21 protein-coding genes and 1 pseudogene are annotated in these 18,507 nt (G+C 64.2%); 8 read left to right on the top strand and 14 right to left on the bottom strand.

Annotated features, from left to right (window positions below; all coding sequences use genetic code 11):
* Positions 1 to 12: 12 nt before the first annotated feature.
* The 3 genes from FGL91_RS08310 to FGL91_RS08300 all read right to left on the bottom strand — a co-directional run bounded on the left by FGL91_RS08310 (position 13) and on the right by FGL91_RS08300 (position 3,257).
* Positions 13 to 1,296, bottom strand: coding sequence for a hemolysin family protein (locus tag FGL91_RS08310; RefSeq protein WP_131494481.1), 1,284 nt, complete (start codon positions 1,294 to 1,296; stop codon positions 13 to 15).
* Between the two features lie 94 nt (positions 1,297 to 1,390).
* Positions 1,391 to 2,407, bottom strand: a complete 1,017-nt coding sequence (locus tag FGL91_RS08305) for a TerC family protein (protein WP_131494480.1) — start codon at positions 2,405 to 2,407, stop codon at positions 1,391 to 1,393.
* 199 nt (positions 2,408 to 2,606) lie between these two features.
* Positions 2,607 to 3,257, bottom strand: a complete 651-nt coding sequence (locus tag FGL91_RS08300) for a GntR family transcriptional regulator (protein WP_153243581.1) — start codon at positions 3,255 to 3,257, stop codon at positions 2,607 to 2,609.
* Positions 3,258 to 3,440: 183 nt separating this feature from the next.
* Here FGL91_RS08300 and FGL91_RS08295 point away from each other — a divergent pair, with 183 nt between their 5' ends.
* Positions 3,441 to 4,055 (top strand): HAD family hydrolase, encoded by a 615-nt coding sequence (locus FGL91_RS08295; protein ID WP_227991987.1) that lies wholly within the window; start codon positions 3,441 to 3,443, stop codon positions 4,053 to 4,055.
* 125 nt (positions 4,056 to 4,180) lie between these two features.
* On the opposite strand, the gene FGL91_RS08290 is transcribed toward FGL91_RS08295, so the two are convergent.
* From FGL91_RS08290 to FGL91_RS08270, 5 genes are all read right to left on the bottom strand, one after another.
* Positions 4,181 to 4,618: a hypothetical protein gene (locus FGL91_RS08290; protein ID WP_153243580.1), complete on the bottom strand. Its 438-nt coding sequence runs from the start codon at positions 4,616 to 4,618 to the stop codon at positions 4,181 to 4,183.
* 50 nt (positions 4,619 to 4,668) lie between these two features.
* Positions 4,669 to 5,298, bottom strand: a complete 630-nt coding sequence (locus FGL91_RS08285) for a hypothetical protein (RefSeq protein ID WP_153243579.1) — start codon at positions 5,296 to 5,298, stop codon at positions 4,669 to 4,671.
* 301 nt (positions 5,299 to 5,599) lie between these two features.
* Complete coding sequence (locus FGL91_RS08280) at positions 5,600 to 5,926, bottom strand: hypothetical protein (RefSeq protein WP_153243578.1); 327 nt, start codon at positions 5,924 to 5,926, stop codon at positions 5,600 to 5,602.
* Positions 5,927 to 5,949: 23 nt separating this feature from the next.
* Entirely contained in the window at positions 5,950 to 6,558 is a 609-nt protein-coding gene (locus tag FGL91_RS08275) for an RNA polymerase sigma factor (RefSeq protein ID WP_227991986.1), read from the bottom strand.
* Entirely contained in the window at positions 6,555 to 7,160 is a 606-nt protein-coding gene (locus tag FGL91_RS08270; protein ID WP_153243577.1) for a hypothetical protein, read from the bottom strand. Before FGL91_RS08270 ends, FGL91_RS08275 begins: the two co-directional genes overlap by 4 nt.
* A gap of 273 nt (positions 7,161 to 7,433) precedes the next feature.
* Between FGL91_RS08270 and FGL91_RS08265 the strand changes: the two genes are divergently transcribed.
* Positions 7,434 to 7,925 (top strand): GNAT family N-acetyltransferase, encoded by a 492-nt coding sequence (locus tag FGL91_RS08265; RefSeq protein ID WP_194239348.1) that lies wholly within the window; start codon positions 7,434 to 7,436, stop codon positions 7,923 to 7,925.
* A 77-nt stretch (positions 7,926 to 8,002) separates the two neighbouring features.
* Here FGL91_RS08265 and FGL91_RS08260 read toward each other — a convergent pair whose 3' ends face one another.
* Positions 8,003 to 8,488 (bottom strand): HIT family protein, encoded by a 486-nt coding sequence (locus tag FGL91_RS08260; protein WP_227991985.1) that lies wholly within the window; start codon positions 8,486 to 8,488, stop codon positions 8,003 to 8,005.
* Between the two features lie 113 nt (positions 8,489 to 8,601).
* A pseudogene (locus FGL91_RS08255) lies at positions 8,602 to 9,650 on the bottom strand (S66 family peptidase).
* Between the two features lie 562 nt (positions 9,651 to 10,212).
* On the opposite strand from FGL91_RS08255, the gene FGL91_RS08250 reads away from it, so the two are divergent.
* Positions 10,213 to 10,524 (top strand): hypothetical protein, encoded by a 312-nt coding sequence (locus FGL91_RS08250; RefSeq protein ID WP_029153956.1) that lies wholly within the window; start codon positions 10,213 to 10,215, stop codon positions 10,522 to 10,524.
* 229 nt (positions 10,525 to 10,753) lie between these two features.
* Here FGL91_RS08250 and FGL91_RS08245 read toward each other — a convergent pair whose 3' ends face one another.
* Genes FGL91_RS08245 through cmtR form a run of 4 tightly spaced genes read right to left on the bottom strand, consistent with a single transcriptional unit; the run spans position 10,754 to position 14,161 of the window.
* A complete protein-coding gene (locus tag FGL91_RS08245) occupies positions 10,754 to 11,284 on the bottom strand; it encodes a signal peptidase II (RefSeq protein WP_227991983.1) in 531 nt (176 codons plus the stop codon).
* Complete coding sequence (locus tag FGL91_RS08240) at positions 11,281 to 11,889, bottom strand: cadmium resistance transporter (RefSeq protein WP_153243575.1); 609 nt, start codon at positions 11,887 to 11,889, stop codon at positions 11,281 to 11,283. Before FGL91_RS08240 ends, FGL91_RS08245 begins: the two co-directional genes overlap by 4 nt.
* Entirely contained in the window at positions 11,889 to 13,805 is a 1,917-nt protein-coding gene (locus tag FGL91_RS08235; RefSeq protein ID WP_058631450.1) for a heavy metal translocating P-type ATPase, read from the bottom strand. Before FGL91_RS08235 ends, FGL91_RS08240 begins: the two co-directional genes overlap by 1 nt.
* Positions 13,802 to 14,161: a Cd(II)/Pb(II)-sensing metalloregulatory transcriptional regulator CmtR gene (cmtR, locus tag FGL91_RS08230; protein WP_058631451.1), complete on the bottom strand. Its 360-nt coding sequence runs from the start codon at positions 14,159 to 14,161 to the stop codon at positions 13,802 to 13,804. Before cmtR ends, FGL91_RS08235 begins: the two co-directional genes overlap by 4 nt.
* Before the next feature lie 129 nt (positions 14,162 to 14,290).
* On the opposite strand from cmtR, the gene FGL91_RS08225 reads away from it, so the two are divergent.
* The 5 genes from FGL91_RS08225 to FGL91_RS08205 all read left to right on the top strand — a co-directional run bounded on the left by FGL91_RS08225 (position 14,291) and on the right by FGL91_RS08205 (position 18,480).
* Complete coding sequence (locus FGL91_RS08225) at positions 14,291 to 15,295, top strand: acyltransferase family protein (RefSeq protein WP_058631452.1); 1,005 nt, start codon at positions 14,291 to 14,293, stop codon at positions 15,293 to 15,295.
* Positions 15,296 to 15,361: 66 nt separating this feature from the next.
* Positions 15,362 to 15,835, top strand: coding sequence for a hypothetical protein (locus FGL91_RS08220; RefSeq protein WP_131494210.1), 474 nt, complete (start codon positions 15,362 to 15,364; stop codon positions 15,833 to 15,835).
* A 70-nt stretch (positions 15,836 to 15,905) separates the two neighbouring features.
* A complete protein-coding gene (locus FGL91_RS08215) occupies positions 15,906 to 16,571 on the top strand; it encodes a DsbA family protein (RefSeq protein ID WP_058631453.1) in 666 nt (221 codons plus the stop codon).
* Positions 16,568 to 17,557, top strand: coding sequence for a flavin-containing monooxygenase (locus FGL91_RS08210; protein ID WP_306300775.1), 990 nt, complete (start codon positions 16,568 to 16,570; stop codon positions 17,555 to 17,557). The genes FGL91_RS08215 and FGL91_RS08210 overlap by 4 nt, the downstream gene beginning before the upstream one ends.
* An 8-nt stretch (positions 17,558 to 17,565) precedes the next feature.
* The gene (locus FGL91_RS08205) at positions 17,566 to 18,480 is read left to right on the top strand and encodes a cation diffusion facilitator family transporter (RefSeq protein WP_058631454.1); all 915 of its coding nucleotides are present in this window, start codon (positions 17,566 to 17,568) and stop codon (positions 18,478 to 18,480) included.
* Positions 18,481 to 18,507 lie beyond the last annotated feature (27 nt).

The raw sequence follows: 18,507 nt of genomic DNA, 5'->3' as shown, positions 1-18,507 counted from the left end.
CACCCGTCGGCATCAGTCCTCGACGGGCTCCGGGCTCTCCTGCGGTGTGACCCGCACACGGGAGATGCGACGACGATCCAGGGCCATGACCTGAATCGAGGCACCGGGCACCTCGACCGTGTCGCCGACGACCGCGAGGCGACCCAACTGCTCGGTCACGAAACCTGCGATCGTGTCGGACGAGCCCCGCGGCATCGCCAGCCCGGTCGCCTCCTCGAAGTCCTGCAGGTTGAGCCGCCCGTCGAGTCCCTCTTCCGCGGAGAAGTACTCCTCGGCGTCGTACTCGTCGAAGATCTCGCCGACGACCTCCTCGACGAGGTCCTCCAACGTGACGAGACCGTCCGTGCCGCCGTACTCGTCGACGACGACCGCGATGTGGTGCCCTTCGGCCCGCATCCGCGTCAGCGTGGGCAGGACGCGCGCGCTGGAGGGGATGTACGGGATGTCGCGGACGAGCGCACGGAGCGGACGCGCTGGGTCGTCGGACGACGCCTCGAACAGGTCCCGTACGTGGACGAACCCCGCGATGTCGTCGATGGACGTGTTCGAGACGGGGTAGCGCGAATACGGGAGGTCCCGCACCTGGGCCAGCACATCACCGACGTTGGCATCTTCGTCGAGGGCCACGACCTCCGGCCGCGGTCGCATGACCTCGCTGACCTGGCGTCCCCGCAAGGACAGCACATCGTCGAGGATGCGGCGTTCGTCTTCGGGCAGACCCTGGTGGCTCGCGACGATGTCGCGCACCTCCTCGTCGGTCATCTCGTCGCCCATCTTCCGGGGGTCACCGCCGAGCAGTCGCACGAGCGCGTCGGTCGACACGGAGAGCAGCCAGATCACCGGACGCATGATCACCGCGAACCCGTTGAGAGCGGGGGCCACGGCGTATGCGAACTGGGCGTTGCGCTGGATCGCGAGCCGCTTGGGCACGAGTTCTCCGAGCACGAGCGACAGGTAGGCGATCACGAGGGTGAGGATGACGGTCGCGATCGTGAGGGCGAGTGCGGGGGCGAGGCCCCATGACTCCAGCAACGGCGCCAAGGACGGTGCGATCGATGTGGCGCCGTACGCGGCCGAGGCGAAGCCCGCGACCGTCACGCCGATCTGCACAGCCGAGAGGAAGGTGTTGGGGTTGCGGGCGAGTGCCGCGACCTTCGCCCCACGGCGGCCCCGTTGCCCGATCGCGTTGATCTGGCTCTCGCGGAGCGTGACCAGGGCCATCTCCGTCGCAGCGAAGACACCGCCGATCAGCACGAACGCGAAGACGAGGGCGATGTTCCAGAGCAGGTCGCCCATCAGCGGGCCACCTCGTCTGTGGTGGGATGAGCGCCCGGGATGAACCGGGCGCTCGTACTGTCAGAGTCCGAAGAGTCAGAACAGCGCTGCGCGCTCAAGAGTGCTCCTTGTGAGTAGGGGTGGTGTCGGTGGAAGAGGTGACCTCGCCGGGCGCGCGACGGGTCTTGAGGAGGCTCGCGGCGGTGGCCACCGCGATGGTCGCGCCGATGAACAGCAGGGAGAACCAGATCGGGATCTCCGGCGCCCACTCGACGCCCTGGCCGCCGTTGATGAACGGCAGCTCGTTGACGTGCAGCGCGTGCAGGACGAGCTTGACGCCGATGAATCCGAGGATGACGGCGAGGCCCTGAGCCAGGTACACGAGACGCTCCAGCAGTCCTCCGATGAGGAAGTACAGCTGGCGCAGACCCATGAGCGCGAAGGCATTCGCCGTGAAGACGATGTAGGCCTGGTCGGTGAGACCGTAGATCGCGGGGATCGAGTCGACGGCGAACACGAGGTCGATGAACCCGATGGCGATGATCGTGAGCAGCATCGGCGTGACGAAGCGCTTGCCGTTCTTCACGACCGTGAGCCGGTCGCCGTTGTACTCGTCGCTGACGGGCAGATGACGGCGGACGAACGTCATGAACCGTCCGTTCGCGGGGTTGCTCTCATGGTTGCTGAACGCCTGGCGATACGCGAGCACGAGGAGCAGGGCGCCGAACAGGTAGAAGATCCACGAGAAGTTCTCGATGAGCGTCGCGCCGATGGCGATGAAGATCCCTCGCAGGATCAGCGCGATCACGATGCCGATCATCAGCACCTTCTGCTGGTACTTCTTCGGCACGGCGAAGCCGGTCATCACGATCAGGAAGACGAAGAGGTTGTCGATCGACAGCGCCTTCTCGGTGAGGTAGCCGGCGAAGTACTCGCCGCCGAACGTCCAGCCGGAGAAGACGCCGATCCCGACGCCGAACAGCAGCGCGAGGCTGATGTAGAAGATCGACCAGCGCGCCGACTCCGCGATCGTCGGCTCGTGCGGGGTGCGAACGTGGGAGAAGAACTCGTACACGAAGAAAGCGATCGTGATCGCGATCGTGATGATCCAGATCAGCGGGGTGATATCCAAATGAGGGCTCCAGACTCGGGGTACGACCGTACCGCCAAAGTCTTCTCCATTCCGTGAAACAGGAACCGGTGGCCCGGGATGCGACGTGCATCCGTAATGACGATCCCACCGTGTCGGAGTACTCCCCTTGGGAGATCCCAGAGTACGAGGACACCCTTTGGGGTTCCTGTGGATTGGCCGGGAATGCGGCGGGGTGAGGCTACTCCGGGTCGGAGCGGACGAGACCCCGTTCTTCCGCGCGGTCGATCATGCCGCTGAGCACATCGTCGAAGAGAGTCACGAGCACGCTTCTGGTCTCCACCACGTCACGCTCGATCAGCGCCACGCGAAGTGCTTTGACGCACGCCGAGACGGCCTCCGCGTCGAAGGCATCACGAGCGTGCTGAGCGAATCGGCGGATCTGGGGGTCGAGACGCTCGATGGCAACTGCGCGCGCAGCGTTGCCTTCGATGCGAGCGAACCCGGTCGCGAGGGAGCGGAGCGCGATACCGAAGCCGGCCACGTCGCGCACGTGGGCGGCCGCGACCACCTCGTCCGCGAGCGCGGTCAGGTGCGCGAGGTCATCGGCCTCGATCACCGCCTTCGCATGACGGAGGGAACCGATCCAGATGTCACCGAAGAGGTCGACGGCGTCGCGGACTCCTTCGAGATCGATCGGGGCCACCCGCGTGTAGCGGTTGCGCTGCATCTCGACGAGGCCGTGATCGGCCAGACGGTCGAGCGCGTGGCGGATCGGAGTCTTCGACGTGCCCAGGCGCTCGGCGAGGTCATAGTCGCGCAGACGTTCGCCCGGGGGCAGTTCACCCGAGATGATCGCGTCCTGCACGCGGGCGTAGGCCTCGTCGCTCATGGACTTGCGCTCGAGCGGTCCACCCGACAGTGCCACATGTCCTCCAGCGAGAGAGAAAGAACGTAGAACCTGACGTTCTACCCGCTGTGCAATATATCGCATTGCTTTGTGCCGGTCAGGCGGAGATTCGATATCCCACACACCTGCGGTGGACGAGGAAAGCGCCCAGGATAGGGTGCCGGGATGAAGTGGATCCTCTACGACATCGGCGGCGTCCTCGAGCTCGTCGACGATGACCGTTGGCCGCAGATGTTGGAGAAGAGTTGGAGCGTCCGCCTCGGGCTAACGGTCGAAGCGCTGCGCGCTCGTCTCGATGCCGCCGACCTCCCGGACACGACGCTGCAGGCGGGCGTCGAAGGCGAGTTCTGGCAGAAGTTCGCCGCCGCGCTGGCGCTCGATGACGCGGAAGTCGCGGCCATGCGAGCCCAGTTGTGGGACGCATACTGCGGCGAGGCGAATGTCGAGCTCCTCGAGCATGCGCGCTCGCTGCGCGGACGCGCCGGCCTCGCCATCCTCTCCAACTCCGGCGATGGAGCGCGCGAGGAAGAAGAACGACGTTTCCAGCTCTCGTCCATCTTCGATCCGATCTGTTACAGCCACGAGCAGGGGGTGGCGAAGCCGGACGCCGGAGCGTACCTCACCGCCCTCGGACGGATGGGAGCGCGTGCGGAGGACGTCCTCTTCATCGATGACAACGACGCCCCGGCGCGGGGAGCAGAGAGTTGCGGGATCCGCGCGGTTCTCCACCGCGACAACGCCACGACGATCGCAGCGATCGAACGGTTCTTGGCGAACTGAACTGCAACTTCAATGTTGCACCCACGTGGCACCTCGGTATCGAGATGAGATCGAAGACCTCGGCCCCGGATTCGACGGCTTCTGGATCTCGTCCGGTCTCGCGGGAGCGTCGTGAGCGTGGAATTCTACGGAATCCACTCCGTGGACCAGTAGTCGACGATGAGGTTCAGGACGCTGCCCGCCGGTCGCGCTGACACCCAGACGGTGCGAGGATCCCAGAAAGTGCCGGGTATCGACATCTGCGGGGTCGCGCCCATCTCTTCTGCGAGAGCCTGCGGGGACTGTCCCGCGGGAGGTCGCACGGCGAAGGTCACCGAGCATCCGCCGCTTCCACAGCCGATGCTGTCGCCGAGGATCTCCGCCCCCTCCGGCAGCGGAAACGAAGACGCCGGTGGCACGTCGCCTTCCGTCGCCATCACGGTCAGCCACGCGACGCGTCCGCCGTAGAACAATGCCAGCAGCGCTGCCGCGATGATGAGCCCGGCCCACATCACCCGTCGCCGCTTGGCCGCTCTCTGGTTCGCGACCCACGCGGCTTGGTCGAAGGGCGTAGCCGAGTCCACGCTGTGAGCTTAGTAGCCGGCTCACGGAGCCGACTCCGACATAGCCCCCGTCAGGAGAAGAGTTGGCGGAGGGCGTTGAGGTCGCCGGAGTCGACGACCTTCTGGACGGCGGCGACGGTTTCCTGGCTGGTGAACATAGCCTTCAGAGTGCCGTTCCAGACCTTCCTCACAGTGTCCACATCACCGGCGTCAACGGCCGTGCCCGCGGACTCGATCGCCTGCTGGTACGGAATCTGCCTGAATCCAGCGGGCGCATCCCAAGGGTTGTAGTACGGCACCCAAGGGAGGTCGGGGTCGGGCGTGAGCCAGAGCACCTGGCCGGGGTGAATGTCGCGCCTGTGGTTCAACGAGGCAAGAGTTGGGTACGCGCAGAGTCGTTCAGCGACCACCGCCTCGATGTCTCCGGGCTGAACGGTGTAGGTCACGGGGATGCCGTTCTCATCGACTGTCACCTCGCCCCGCGCGAACTCGCGTGGACCTAGATCTCGGAGAGTCCCCTGCCGTTCCCAGTACAGACCGCCGACTACTACGCGAAGCAATTCTCTGAGGCAGATCGCCTCGTCACCCGCTCTGCGATTGGCCAGTTGGAGTTCCTTCGCGTGCAATAGCTGGTCTCCACGCGACTCGATCCGCACAGCCGTGTGCTCGACGTCGGCGGCGGAACCGGGGTACATGCTCACCCGCCCCCGCGATCAGCCGGAAGCCCCTGCAGTTTGACGACTATGACGAGCGTTCATGGTGCGGGGCGCGCTGCCGAGGGGCCTGGTTGTCTCACGAAAGTTGTCGGTAATCGCGTTTCATCCCGTCCTGCCCAGAACGTCGAGCGGACGGTTTCGGCGCATCAGATTCCGGCAGGGAGTTTCGGCGGGTGCGCGACCGGCGTGTCACGCAGTCAACCAGCGGCCTCGACGCGGATGCCGGAAACGATCGTTTCCGGTGGGCGCAGGTCGCCCTTGTTCCTCGCGCGCATTGGTGCGCAGCTCACTGCGCGTCGTTCATCAAGCGGCGGGCTCGGAACATCGCCGCAAGCCCGCCGCCCACGATGCCGCAACCCCAGGCGAGCCAGCCGGCCACGAGGAGTGGGTCGCTTCGCGCGAGAACGAGCGCGGCAACGTTACAAGGAACAACGATCCAGAGCGCGGCACGGTGACCGCCGATCCACGTACCGGCACTGTGCGAGATATACGGCACATGCAAACCGAGAACTCGGGAGGACGCGCCAAGACCAGCAGCCGCGCTGATCACAAGTGCCAGGACGATCAAGGAGCCTGCGATCAGGCCCCACGAGGTATTGGGTAGCGTCTGCATGCTTCGCTCAATCCCTTCGTCTCTTAGTTGCTCGCATCTGCGGCGAGCGGTCTCCTGCGAAATCGGGACGAGCGGCGGCCGATGCTCGATTCGTCGTTCCGGTCTTCAAGGCGGCGTTGAAGACGCTGCAGGGCTCTCCCATGCCTTGTGCGTGCCGTGGACTCATTGATCGAAAGAAGGCGGGAAGCCTCAGCAATGCTGAACCCATCCCAATGCACCAGCATCACAAGCTCCCTCGATCGCTCATCAAGTGACATCACTGCTTGGCGCACTCGCTGTGCCCTCGCGTTTGATTCTGCGACTGTATCGGCCGCATTGTCGTTCACCCCTTGCCCGCGAAGTTGCTCACGCAGCGTGTCGGCAAGCCCGAGTTGCTTCGAGGCATGCCTGTAGTGCTCGCGGAGCACGTTGCGTGCGATGCCGTAACACCAACGTCGCGCTCCCTCGTCGGTCGTAGGGAGTCGGCCGACGCTCTTCCAGAGTGCGAAGAGTACGTGCGCGAGCAGATCGGCGGCATCTTCGCGGTTGTCCACACGACGCTGAAGATACCGAAGGAGGTCGTCAACATTCTCTTCGATCACGATCTCTAGCCAGTCGCGAAGTTCTGGCGGCGATGAGCGCTGACTGATCAACGCAACTGCCCCTTGCAATCCATCGTGGCGCTGGACACTTTCATGGTCTGCTGCAGCTCTTTCGGGATCTCCTCCAGTATCAAGTCGGTCGCATGGATGAACGACGCCTGATCACGTAGCTCCTGGCTGTCATTTTTCCAATCATCACCCGGACCTGGGGTGAACGGATTATCGATCGCCCTGTCGTATATGCGCTGCCCGATTCCCGTCCAGTCGTGGTTCCGGACGAATTCAGCGAGTTTTTCGTCTGCCTCGCTTCGTGCGGCAGGACGGCCGAAGTAGATGCCGTATCGGCAACCCACCTCGACACCGGTGTCCATCACGTACACAATCGGAATCTCCGCGTCGAGCTGCACCTGCTGATAGTCCACCCACGAGTTGAGCGGGATCACCACTGCCGCCCCGGTCAACGCCACGGCTCCCCCAATCAAGAGAGGAATCGTGTTGCGCCGACGCTTCCACCACGGCGCGTGTGCCGCTGGTTCCACCGTCGCAGCTTCTTGCACACGGGCAGCCATCTCTCGCACGAGCTGATGAAGCCTCGGATCTTCTGGGTCAGAAGCGGGGTCGGCGGACGCCAGATCCCATCGCAACTGCTTCATCGGGTCCTCCCATCAAGGTTCCTCATATAGAACATGCCGAAACCGCCCGAACCGTCTCAACTAGCTTCGAAGCGCCGCCGAGGGTGTCGACCGATGACCTCGTGTCGGGCGTGCGAGCAGTCGAACCTCAGCCGAAAGCGGCTGCCGATAGTCCGTTGTGGGGACCGTTTTTGGCGGCCTCCCAGGGCTTGCCGTCGCGCTCGCGCCGGAAACGATCGTTTCCGGCATGCTGCCTTCTCCTGCGACGATGAAGGCGTGATCACGATTGAAACCGTGTCCGACACAGACGCGTCGGCGCACCGCGATGAGGTTCTTGGCGTCTGGACCGCGGCGTTCGGGCCGGTAAACGATCCAGACGAGTGGGCGGTGTCGCCGTGGGACCGTCATCGCTCGCGTTCCGGATACCGCCTCGCTGTTGCCCATGATGACGGGCGGCTGATCGGGTTCGCATGGGGTTACACCGGGGAACGCGGACAGTATTGGTCTGACTTCATCACGCGCGAGCTTGGCTCGAAAGTTAGCGGATGGGTCGGCGGACATTTTGAGTTCGTTGAGCTCGCGGTGACTCCCGAAGCGCGGGGCCGAGGCATCGGAGGTCAGCTACACGACGCTCTGCTCGCGAACCTTGACCATCGTCGCGCGCTCCTCGCAACGTCGAGCAGTCCGGACGACCCGGCTGTGCGACTCTACTCGTCGAGAGGATGGGTGAGCCTTGCCACCTACGGCGACAACCGACAGGTGATGGGGCGCGTCCTCAGCGAGTGAATCGATGAGCAAGGGCGTCAGCCGAGCGTCGCGAAGCTGACCTCCAAGCTCACACGACCTTCGTCGGTGAACGCGGTTCAGTCCTCGAAGGAAAACGGCATGCCGAGCGCCCTGCGCAGCCCGACGGCGTACGGTGCTCGCCTGTTCGGTGCAACCCAAATCGACTGATCGTGGCGCCGATAGAGGTCGTCGTCGTCATAGCGTGGAAACACATGCACCTGAAGGTGCCAGACGTCCTGATCTCCTGCAGGCTCATTGTGCTGCCGGATCGACGTGCCCTCGCATCCGTATGCCGAGCGAATACCCACCGCAACACGCTGCGTAAGGTCCCAGACTGCGTGGCTGTCCTCCGGCGTCAGCGCGTAGATGTTCTCAACGTGCGTGCGGGGAATCACGAGAACGGCACCAGGGTGGCCTGGCCACCACTTCGGCGCGATGCGCGCGAACGCACGCTCTGTCACGGCGACGACATCCGAAGGACGGTTTCGCTCATTGAAGTTGCCGCGCTGAAGTCCGCAGAAGGGGCACGGGTAAGCATCCGGCTCATGAGCAATAGAAAGCACGCAAGATTGTCCCACGCTGTCCGGGTAACCGTGGGGTGAATGTCCCCGAGCACTGCGCCCGCCGAAAACCCCTGCCGATGAGCGATTGTGACGAGCGTTTACGGCTGGATTACTCAGTAGTCCGCAGTCACCATGCGGCGTGCTCCGTCGAGCGCAATGGTGCCGCCATGTGGGACGATCCACTGCGGACGGGTGTGCCCGAACGGCACCCCGACGCAGACCACCGCGTCGGGGTTGTACCTGATGATTTGCTCGATGATGGTGTCCCGTTGCGCCTCGCGCAGACGGGTTCGCTCCGGGGTCGAGGGCACGGGTGAGTGCAATTTGCTAACCGGCGGTCTGGCAACAAGCACACCGGCAACGACGCTGAGGACTCCACGCTCGCCCAGGGCGCGTACCCAACGCTTGACCTCGGTCGCAGACGGCCCCTCCCCGCCGGTCTCCAGCAGAAGAATCGCCCCGTCGAAGTCAGAGACATCGGCATTCGTCCGGCAAGAACAATCTGGTCGATGACCTCGATGCCTCCGCCCCAGCTGCGACCAGACACGGCCTTCTCTGGTCCGACCCACGTCCATGGCTCGGTGGCCTCACGTGCACCGAAGTGCAACAGAGACCGTGGGTCTTCCCACGGCCACCCGAAGTCCTCGGACTCGCCTGGCTCGGTGAGCTCGAGAGTCCCGCCGTCGAGCAGGGCAGCCCGCAGCGACCGCACGTGGATGTCATCGAGATGAGGACCAGGCCCAAGGTGCACTTGGGTAGACCCGCCATAGAAGCTCGGCACGCCGAGGTTCCAGAGCAGATTATGCAGGTTCGTGTTGTCGCTGTAGCCCAGGAAGGGCTTCGGATTCGCCGCGAGCACCCGGGCGTCGATATGCGGAATGACGGTCACCTGATCGTCTCCGCCGATCGTGGCCAGCACGGCGCGGATGCTCGGGTCTGCGAAAGCTTCGGTGACGTCGGCAGCACGGGCCTCCGCACTTGCGCCAAGTTGCCGGGTAGTTGGGTATTCGACCGGGATCAGTCCTGTCGCCTCGGTCAGCCGGCGCATCGCCTGCTCGTGCAGGGTGGGCGAGATCGCTGGAGCGGCGGATGCAGGCGATATCATTGCGACCCGATCACCCGGATGAGCCTTCGGACCAGCCCTGAACGACTTTGCCACCATCCCCTGATTAGACCAGAAGCCCGAGCCGATAGTGGGTCCCGAGCTGTCCGAAACTCCCTGCCGAAAGCCCGTTCCGGCGAACCTTTGCGGCAGCCGGCTCGAGACAGACATCCGGACCGCGCCGGAAACGATCGTTTACGGCAGGGTCGATGACCCTGCCGCCAATCACAGGTCCGACACCTCTCGTGAGCATCCGACACGTTTCGTGAGACGTTCCGCCAACTACGTGAGAATCCGCCACCTCTTGAGAAGGGACATTGTCCGATCTCACGAAAGTTGTCGGCTGGTGAGACAGAGCAGCCCCGGAAAGACGGGTGGCTGATGCGGCGCCGAAAGCGCCCGTTGTCTCACGAAACTTGTCGGTAATCGCGTCTCAACCCGTCCTGCCTAAAACGTCGAGCGGACGGTTTCGGCGCGGCAGGTTCCGGCAGGGGGTTTCGGTCGGCGCACGGCCGGCGTGTCGTGTGGTCGGCCGGCGGCCTGGGAGGGGGCTGCCGGAAACGATCGTTTTCGGTGGTAGCCCGGGCACGACATCAACAGCGAAGTCGAGGATGATTGAGTCGTGGAGATTGAGCTGCTTTATATCGCTGGTTGCCCCAGCTGGGTTGAGGCTGGCCGTCGTGTTTCTGAGGCGCTACGAGAAACAGGCCACGACGAATCGGAGGTTCACTACCGACTCATCCGGACGGAGGAGGACGCGGGCGCAGTCTCGTTCGCGGGCTCCCCCACGATCACCCTGGATGGCAACGATCTCTTTCCGGGGTCGGGGCGAAGCAATGACCTCGCCTGCCGTATTTACAGCACCCCTGCTGGGCTGGCCGGGATGCCAACGGTTGAACAGATTCGAGAGGCGCTCTCCGCTCATGGCGACTGACGAGGACGTTGCACGCACGTGCTGCGGGCGACATTTGCCACGCAAGAAGCTGCACTCACTCGGAGACGATCGCGCTTTCATCTGTCGACGATGCGGCTGGTGGGTGGCTCTGCGCCTACATCGCGACCGCCCGCCTGCCTAGGCGTGAACTCACTCAACGGCTGCCGACGGCGATCACGCCGAGGTAGAGGGCGAGTTGATGGGTGTCCCACCACCGCGCAACGGAATCTCACTCGGTGCTCTCATCCCCGTCGCGGATCATGAAAACTGCTCCGGTGATCGCTGCGGCGAAGATCACGATGTCGGCGATGTTGCCGATGAACCAGTTTCCGTAGGCGAGGAAGTCCACGACGTGACCCCGGGCGAATCCGGGGTCGCGGAAAAGGCGGTCTCCTGCGTGTGAGGCGGCAGCGCCGCCGAGCGCGCCGATGACGATCGCCCATCCCACGCGTTGCACTCGGAACGCGAACACGATCGCTGTGACCGTGGCGGCGACAGCGAGCAGCGCGAACACCCAGGTGAAGCCTTCCCCGAACGAGAATGCCGCTCCGGGGTTATAGGCGAGCTGCAAACCCAGCAGGTCACCGATCAGCGGGATGCGCTCACGCTCGGTGAGGGTCGCTTCGGCCCACACCTTCGTTCCCTGATCAATCAGCACGACAACCACGGCGATCAAGAGCGCTCCACCAGTGAGCTGCCGCCGCGTCGACGACAGCTTGCGCGCAGCGGGCGGATGAGCCTCTGCCTGGGAGAAGGTCATGCGAGCACCTCGAGCAGACGGACGATGACCCCAGATTCGATCAGGATGAACAGGCCCAGACCGATGAACACGGCCGGTACGAGCCAGTGCTCGACGCGCTCCAGCCCCTCCGTGACAGCCTTGTTGGTGCCGATCAGCCGGCCGGCCGCGCACCAGACCGCGACGAGGACCAGGAACACGACGATCATGATCGCGACGTCGCTGGGGGCGCTGGTGCGGAAGATCGGCGTGTAGAGGGAGATGTTGTCGGCCCCGTTGGCGATCGTGATACCCGCGACACCCCATAGTCCGACCGCGGTGATCTTGGAGTCGTCATCATCGTCATCGCCGTTACGGCGCAGGCCGCGAATGAGCGTCCAGATGCCGATGCCGAGCGGGATCAGACCCAGGAAACCGACCCATTCGTCCGGAACGATGGTGAGACCGAGAGCGGCGATCACGCTGATCACGACGAGGGTGATGAACCCGAGATACTGGCCCGCGACGATCTGCCACGGCCGGGGCTTCCCTCGACTGGAAGCGAGGAACAGCACGGTAAGCACGACAATGTCGTCGATGTTAGTTGCCGCGAACAGGCCGATCGCTGAACCGATGGTCGCGAGCATCAGCTTCCCAACCGTGGCGTGCGGGTGCGGGCGGCACGCAGGCCGTTAAGGATCACGATGACCTCCGCAACCTCATGGACCAGGACGACAGCCGCCAGCCCCAGGACCCCGAACAGTGCCAGCGGGAGCAGTGCGGTGATAATCAGCAGCGACAGGACGATGTTCTGGTTGATGATCCGTCGACCGCGCCGGGCGTGGTCGAACGCCCGCGGGATGAGGCGCAGATCATGGCCGGTGAAGGCCACGTCGGCGGATTCGATCGCTGCGTCGGAGCCGGTCGCGCCCATCGCGATACCGATGTCCGCGCCAGCGAGGGCCGGGGCATCGTTAATGCCGTCGCCGATCATCGCGACCGGTCCCGCCGTCGACAGTTCCCCGATCGCGGTCGCCTTGTCCTCCGGGCGCAGCTCCGCGCGCACGTCGCTGATCCCTGCCTGTGCCGCCAGTGCACGAGCGGTCCGGGCGTTGTCGCCGGTGAGCATCGTCACCCCGACGCCCTGGCCGGTGAGTGTCCGGACGACCTCGGGGACTTCCGGGCGCAGCTCGTCCCGAACGCCGATCGCGGCGACCGGTGACCCGTCGCGGTGGACGATCACGACGGTCATGCCCTGCTCTTCCAACTCGCCGACCCGCTCCGCGAGGTCGCCGGCGTTCAGCCAGCGGGGACTGCCGACGGTGATTCTCGATCCGTCGACGGTGCCGTCGATGCCGTGCCCGGCCTGCTCGGTCACATCTGCAGCTCCCGGTGTCCCCGGGGCTGCGGCAGTGATCGCTGAGGCGAGAGGATGGGTGCTGTGCTGCTCCAACGCGGCCGCCCACGCCAGCGCCTGAGCCTCCGTAACGCCATCTGTGGTGAGCACGGCGGTGACCGCCGGTTCGTTGCGGGTGAGGGTGCCGGTCTTGTCGACGGCAACGTGGCGGACCGTGCCGAAGCGCTCGAAAACGGCGCCGGACTTGATGATCACGCCGAACTTGCTCGCCGCACCGATCGCCGCGACGACCGTCAGCGGAACCGAGATTGCCAGCGCACACGGAGAAGCGGCGACCAGCACGACGAGTGCGCGAGTGATCCACACCTCCGGGTCGCCCAGCAGCGACCCGATGATCGCGACGAGCGCAGCGAGGATCAGTACTCCGGGTACGAGCGGGCGGGCGATCCTGTCCGCCAGACGGGCACGCTCGCCCTTCTCGGTCTGCGCTTTCTCTACCAGCTCCACGATCGTCGTGAGCGAGTTATCGGTGCCCGCAGCGGTCGCCTCGACTTCCAGGACACCGGCGCTGTTGATCGCACCGGCCGACACCGCATTCCCGGGCTCAACTTCGACCGGGATCGACTCCCCGGTGATCGCCGAGGTATCCAGGCTGGAGCGACCAGAACGCACGACCCCATCAGTCGCGATCCGCTCACCCGGGCGGACCACCATGACCTGGCCGACCGTCAACTCTTTCGCCGGCACCTGCGCGGAGACACCGCTCTGAAGCACGGTCGCTGTTTCCGGCACGAGCTTCAGTAGTGCCCTCAGTCCGCCGCGGGCGCGGTCCATCGCCTTGTCCTCAAGCGCCTCCGCGATCGAGTACAAGAACGCCAGAGCTGCAGCCTCCTCCACGTACCCGAGGATGACGGCACCGATCGCGCTGATCGTCATCAGCAGCCCGATGCCGAGCTTGCCCTTGAACAGTTTCCGGATCGCGCCGGGCGTGAACGTCGATGCGCCCAGCAGCAGTCCGACCCAGAACAGCACCAGTGCCGGGATCTCGAGCCCGGACCACTCGAAGATCAGACCGGCCAGGAACGCAACGCCGGAGAACACCGGCACCATGACCCCGCGGTCTCTCCACCAGGGCCGCTCGGCCTCTTCGATCTCTTCGCCTGCCGTCGCGGCAGGCTCGTGCTCGCAGCCACACGCCTCGCTCACGCGTCAGCCCCCGTCCCACAGCAGCCAGCCACCATGCACGCTGAGTCCACGCAGGGCGCGTGCTCATCGACCGCCAGTGTCACGTCCACGAGCGCGACGAGCGCAGCCGCAAGATGCGGGTCGGCGATCTCGTAGCGGGTTTGGCGGCCCTCAGGCTCGGCGACAACGATCCCGCAGTCACGCAGGCAGGTGAGATGGTTCGACACGTTGGAGCGCGTCAGCTCTAGCTCACGGGACAGGACTGCGGGGTAGCTCGGGCCACCGAGCAGAGTCATGAGAATCCGAGAACGCGTAGGATCAGCCATGGCGCGGCCGAGCCGGTTCATGACGTCGAGACGAGAAGCAATGGTCAGCATAAGCTGAACTATACAGTCTCCGCTGACCTATTTCCTATGCGGTCAAGCCAATGCCCTCAGGGCATGGTCTTCGAGCCCGAAAGAACGCTGCCGCCCAGAATGCACAGGCGAGCTCGACGCGTCTCTGACATGAGCCGTCTTCTGGTTCCGGACGCGCTCCGCGGGTTCGCGATTGTCGCGATGCTCATCGCGCACGCGGCTCCTTTCGTGCCGAACGCACCGTGGGCGGTGCAATTCGTCACGGCGAACTTCAGTAGTGTCGCGTCGCCGCTCTTCGCTCTTGTCATGGGCATGTCGGCGGAGCTTGTGTGGAGACGCGGCGGCGCTGTGGGGGTGACGTTGCTGCAACAGACTCTGCGTGGCCTGTTCCTCATCGTCCTGGGTGTTTGGATGGCCACGTGGGGCTCCTGGCTGGCGGTCATCCTGAGCTATCTCGGGCTGCTGATCATCATCGGCGCGCCCCTTCTACTCCTGCGCAGCTCGGTCGTGATTGCCGCGACAGCGGTCCTTGTCCTGGCCAGTCAGCCATTGCTGAGCGTCGCACGCACCTGGATTTGGGTCTACACCGCGCCGCCGCCCGTGCGTGAGGTCACGACCTGGATGTTCCTGGGCCCTCAGTATCGGGTGGTCAACCTGTTGCCGGTGTTCCTCATCGGTGCCCTGTTGATCCGTCACGGCTTGAAACGCGATCGCTTGTTGTGGATCATGGCGGCTGTGGCGCTGTTGGCGTATCTTGCCTGGGGTTTCGGGCAGCGCTTCGGCACGGTGTTATCGGGGGACTACCTGGACTCTCTGAGGGATATTGGCTTGGTGTTCGCCGTCTACGTCTGCGTTGTGCTGGGGGCTACGGTGCGGCGGGAGCACGCAGAACGTTTTTGGGGTGCTGTCTTTGTTCCCTTGTGCGCCTGCGGTCAGGTGGCGTTGTCTCTGTACTTGCTGCACGGCAGTCTCATCGCATTTTGGAGTAACGCGTATGGCCGCCCTGCCGAGAACTTCTACTTGGGCTGGCTGGTGATCGTTCCGGGCATGATCGTGGTGGGTTGGTTGTGGTGGCGGTTCGTTGGAACTGGCCCAGTTGAATGGGTGATGGGCTGGCTCAGCGGACGTCCCAAGTCTTCCTCGCTTCGCCGGTAGAGCGGGTGCGTGGCTCTGGGGCTCGCAAGAAGACTTGATTGGTCGGGCTGGTACCATCCTGAGGTCATGGTCGTCCACGGTCGCGCTCACAAATGCGTTAGCCGAGCCGACGAGTTCCTGATAACGAAGATCATTACAGCCCTCGGGCTGGCGCTTCTTCTCGTTGTTGGAGCGTGGCCGGGCGGCCATCGTGATGCGACAGATGCGACTCCGTATCTGAGCACCACATCCTCGTCGTCACTAGGGACGCCTTCTGCTGGTCATTTTTCGGCGGGTTCGGGTGAAAGCGTTGTCGGCGCGACCGCGGAACAACTCCTGGCCGGGGATAGCGCGAACGACATCGTGATCGGCGTTGCCGGGTGCCTCTTGGGTATCATCTGCTGCTTCTTGGTGCTCATCGTCACGCGGAACTTCCGCCGTCACGTCCCCTCTTCTCACATTCGCGAACGTTTGCCGCGCGCACCATCACTGGCAGCTATGACGGGGCGCCTGTTCGCATTGCCTCCTTCTCTCACACAGCTTTCTCTGTCGCGGACCTGACTCCGGCGGCGCCATCTCTTCGATGGCGCTCCACTGGTCGTCCCCGTTCGTTGTGTGTGTCTGGAGTGTTATGAAATCTTCCGTGAAAGCGGTACTTGTCACCGTGTCTCTCGCCGTGGTGTTGCTGGTCGTCGCACTGGTCTTCGTCCTGATTAATCAGAATCAAGCTGCCGCACCCGAGACGGGGACCGCTGACGGTCCACAAGTCGTCCGTGAGAACTCGCACGTCCTCGATGACGGAGGAGAAGGGGCGGTGACGGTGGTCGAGTTCCTCGATTTCGAGTGCGAGGCCTGCGGTGCTTTCTATCCCCTCGTCGAGGATCTCCGCGGCAAGTTCGATGGCGAGATCACCTACGTGATCCGCTACTTCCCGCTGCCTGGTCACCTCAACTCAAAGAACGCCGCAATCGCTGCCGAAGCCGCAGCGCAGCAGGGACGGCTCGAAGACATGTATCACCGCCTGTTCGAGACGCAGTCTCAATGGGGTGAGGCTCAAGAGTCTCGTGCGGACCTGTTCCGGGGGTTTGCGGAGGAACTCGGATTGGACATGGCCGCGTTCGATGATGCGGTCGCTGATCCGGCGACAGCGGAACGGGTTCAATTCGATCTCGACGAGGGTGAGCAGCTCGGTGTCAGCAGTACCCCCTCGTTCTTCATCGATGGGGAGCCTGTCGTGCTGGAAACGTGGACCGATCTGGAGGACAGCATTGAAGCCGCCGTGAACGGTGCTGAATGATGGCGCGTTCGCTATCGCACCGTCGAGTCATCATCGTCGGTGCCGGGCACTCCGGATTGGCGACAGCCGCCGCGCTCAGGTCCTCTGGGCTTGAGCCACAGAAAGACTTCGTGATCATCGATTCTGCACCCCCCGGTCGACGAAGCTGGGCCACACGGTGGCAGTCGATGAAACTGCGCAGCGCGGCACGCCACAGTGTCGTCCGCGGGTTCCCTTTCCCGGGCGATGGAGACCGTCATCCGAGTGTGGATGAGATGTCCGATTACCTGTCTTCGGTGGAGAAAGCCCTCGGTGTGAAGACCGTGTGGGGCACTCGTGCTCTTGGAATCAACCGGTTGGGCGACGGATCCACGCTGCATCTGTCGACCTCCGCCGGGGAAGTGCAAACCCGAAATGTGGTCTGTGCAACGGGAGCTGCCGCGGTGCCGCGCATACCGGGCTGGCGCCCGGGATTGGCCGTACCCGGTGTTGTGCTGCATTCCAGCCAGTACCTCTACCCCGCCCAGATACCTCCCGGCCACGTGTTGATCGTTGGCGGCGGATTCAGCGGAGTGGAGATTGCTGAGGAGCTCGCGTCCTCCCACGACGTCACCCTCTCCACTCGAGCGGAACCCTCAGGGGTGTCGGAGCGGCCTATCTGGTCGAGGCTGCGACGTAAGGGTGCGCTCTCCGAGGCACGCCCCCGCGTAGCTTCGACAGACGTCACTCATGCCGTCGCCGTGACGGAGGTTCACGGAGACACCGTGATGTTCGCCGATGGGGCGTCCGTGAAGCCGCATTCCGTGATCCTTGCGACCGGGTACAGGCCGGCAGACGCATGGCTGCCCGATTCGGAGCCGCCCGGTCAGCCTTTGCACGTCAGTGCACGCATCCCGGGACTGTTCACTGTTGGCATGCCCCGTTACTCCCGGGCGGATGCGGACACCCTCGTTGGGGCGGGTCGTGATGCGGCGACCGTCGCCCGACTCATCGTTGGACGGCCGTAAGGAGCACCATGACAGAAGCAGGGCACAGTCACGGTATTGGTGACGCCACTCCTCGCAATCGCCTGGTCATCGCGTTCGCGATCACCTCTTCGGTCTTCATCGTCGAAGTGATCGGGGCGATTATCACAGGCAGCCTCGCACTGCTCGTTGATGCGGCGCACATGCTCACCGATGTCGTCGGGTTGGCGATGGCCGTCACCGCCGCGCATCTGATGAATCGTCCCCCGACTCCCAGGTACACCTTCGGTCTTCAACGCACGGAGGTGCTCGGTGCGCTCGCTCAAGCAGCTCTGCTGCTCGGGGTGGGTATCTTCGCGCTCGTGGAAGGCGTACGGCGGCTGTTCGAGCCCCCTGAGATCGCATCGGGAAGTCTGCTGTTCTTCGGCATCGTCGGTCTCGTCGCCAACATCGCCTCCATGCTCGTATTGTTCAGCGGCCGCGGACGCAACCTCAACATGCGCGCCGCGTTCCTCGAGGTCGTCAACGATGCCCTCGGTTCCGTCGGCGTCATCGCCAGCGCCATCCTCATCGCCGTTTTCGGTTGGTATCAGGCGGACGCCGTCGCGGGCGTCTTGATCGCGCTCCTCATCATCCCCCGCACCCTCATCCTGTTGCGAGCATCCGGCCGGGTATTGATGGAGTCCACACCTGCCGGCCTCGATCTCGAGGATGTCCGCCGCCACATCCTTGCCCTGCCGCACGTGGTCGCTGTGCACGACCTCCACGCGACCCAGGTCTCGACCGACCTCCCCACGCTCACCGCCCATGTCGTGGTCGATGACACCGTCACGATGGAAGCTTCCGCCGCACTGCTGACATCACTTCAGCAATGCGTCAGCGAACATTTCGCCGTGAGCATCGAACACTCCACCTTTCAGATCGAACCCGAATCCCACCCCGGAGAGCACGACACCCATGCATAAACGCCTCTCGGCACGCACCGCTGCCGT

Origin of the sequence: Microbacterium sp. CBA3102, from assembly GCF_007954505.1 — a bacterium.
Lineage (GTDB): Bacteria > Actinomycetota > Actinomycetes > Actinomycetales > Microbacteriaceae > Microbacterium > Microbacterium aurugineum.
This window is presented reverse-complemented; position numbering and strand designations above follow the sequence as displayed.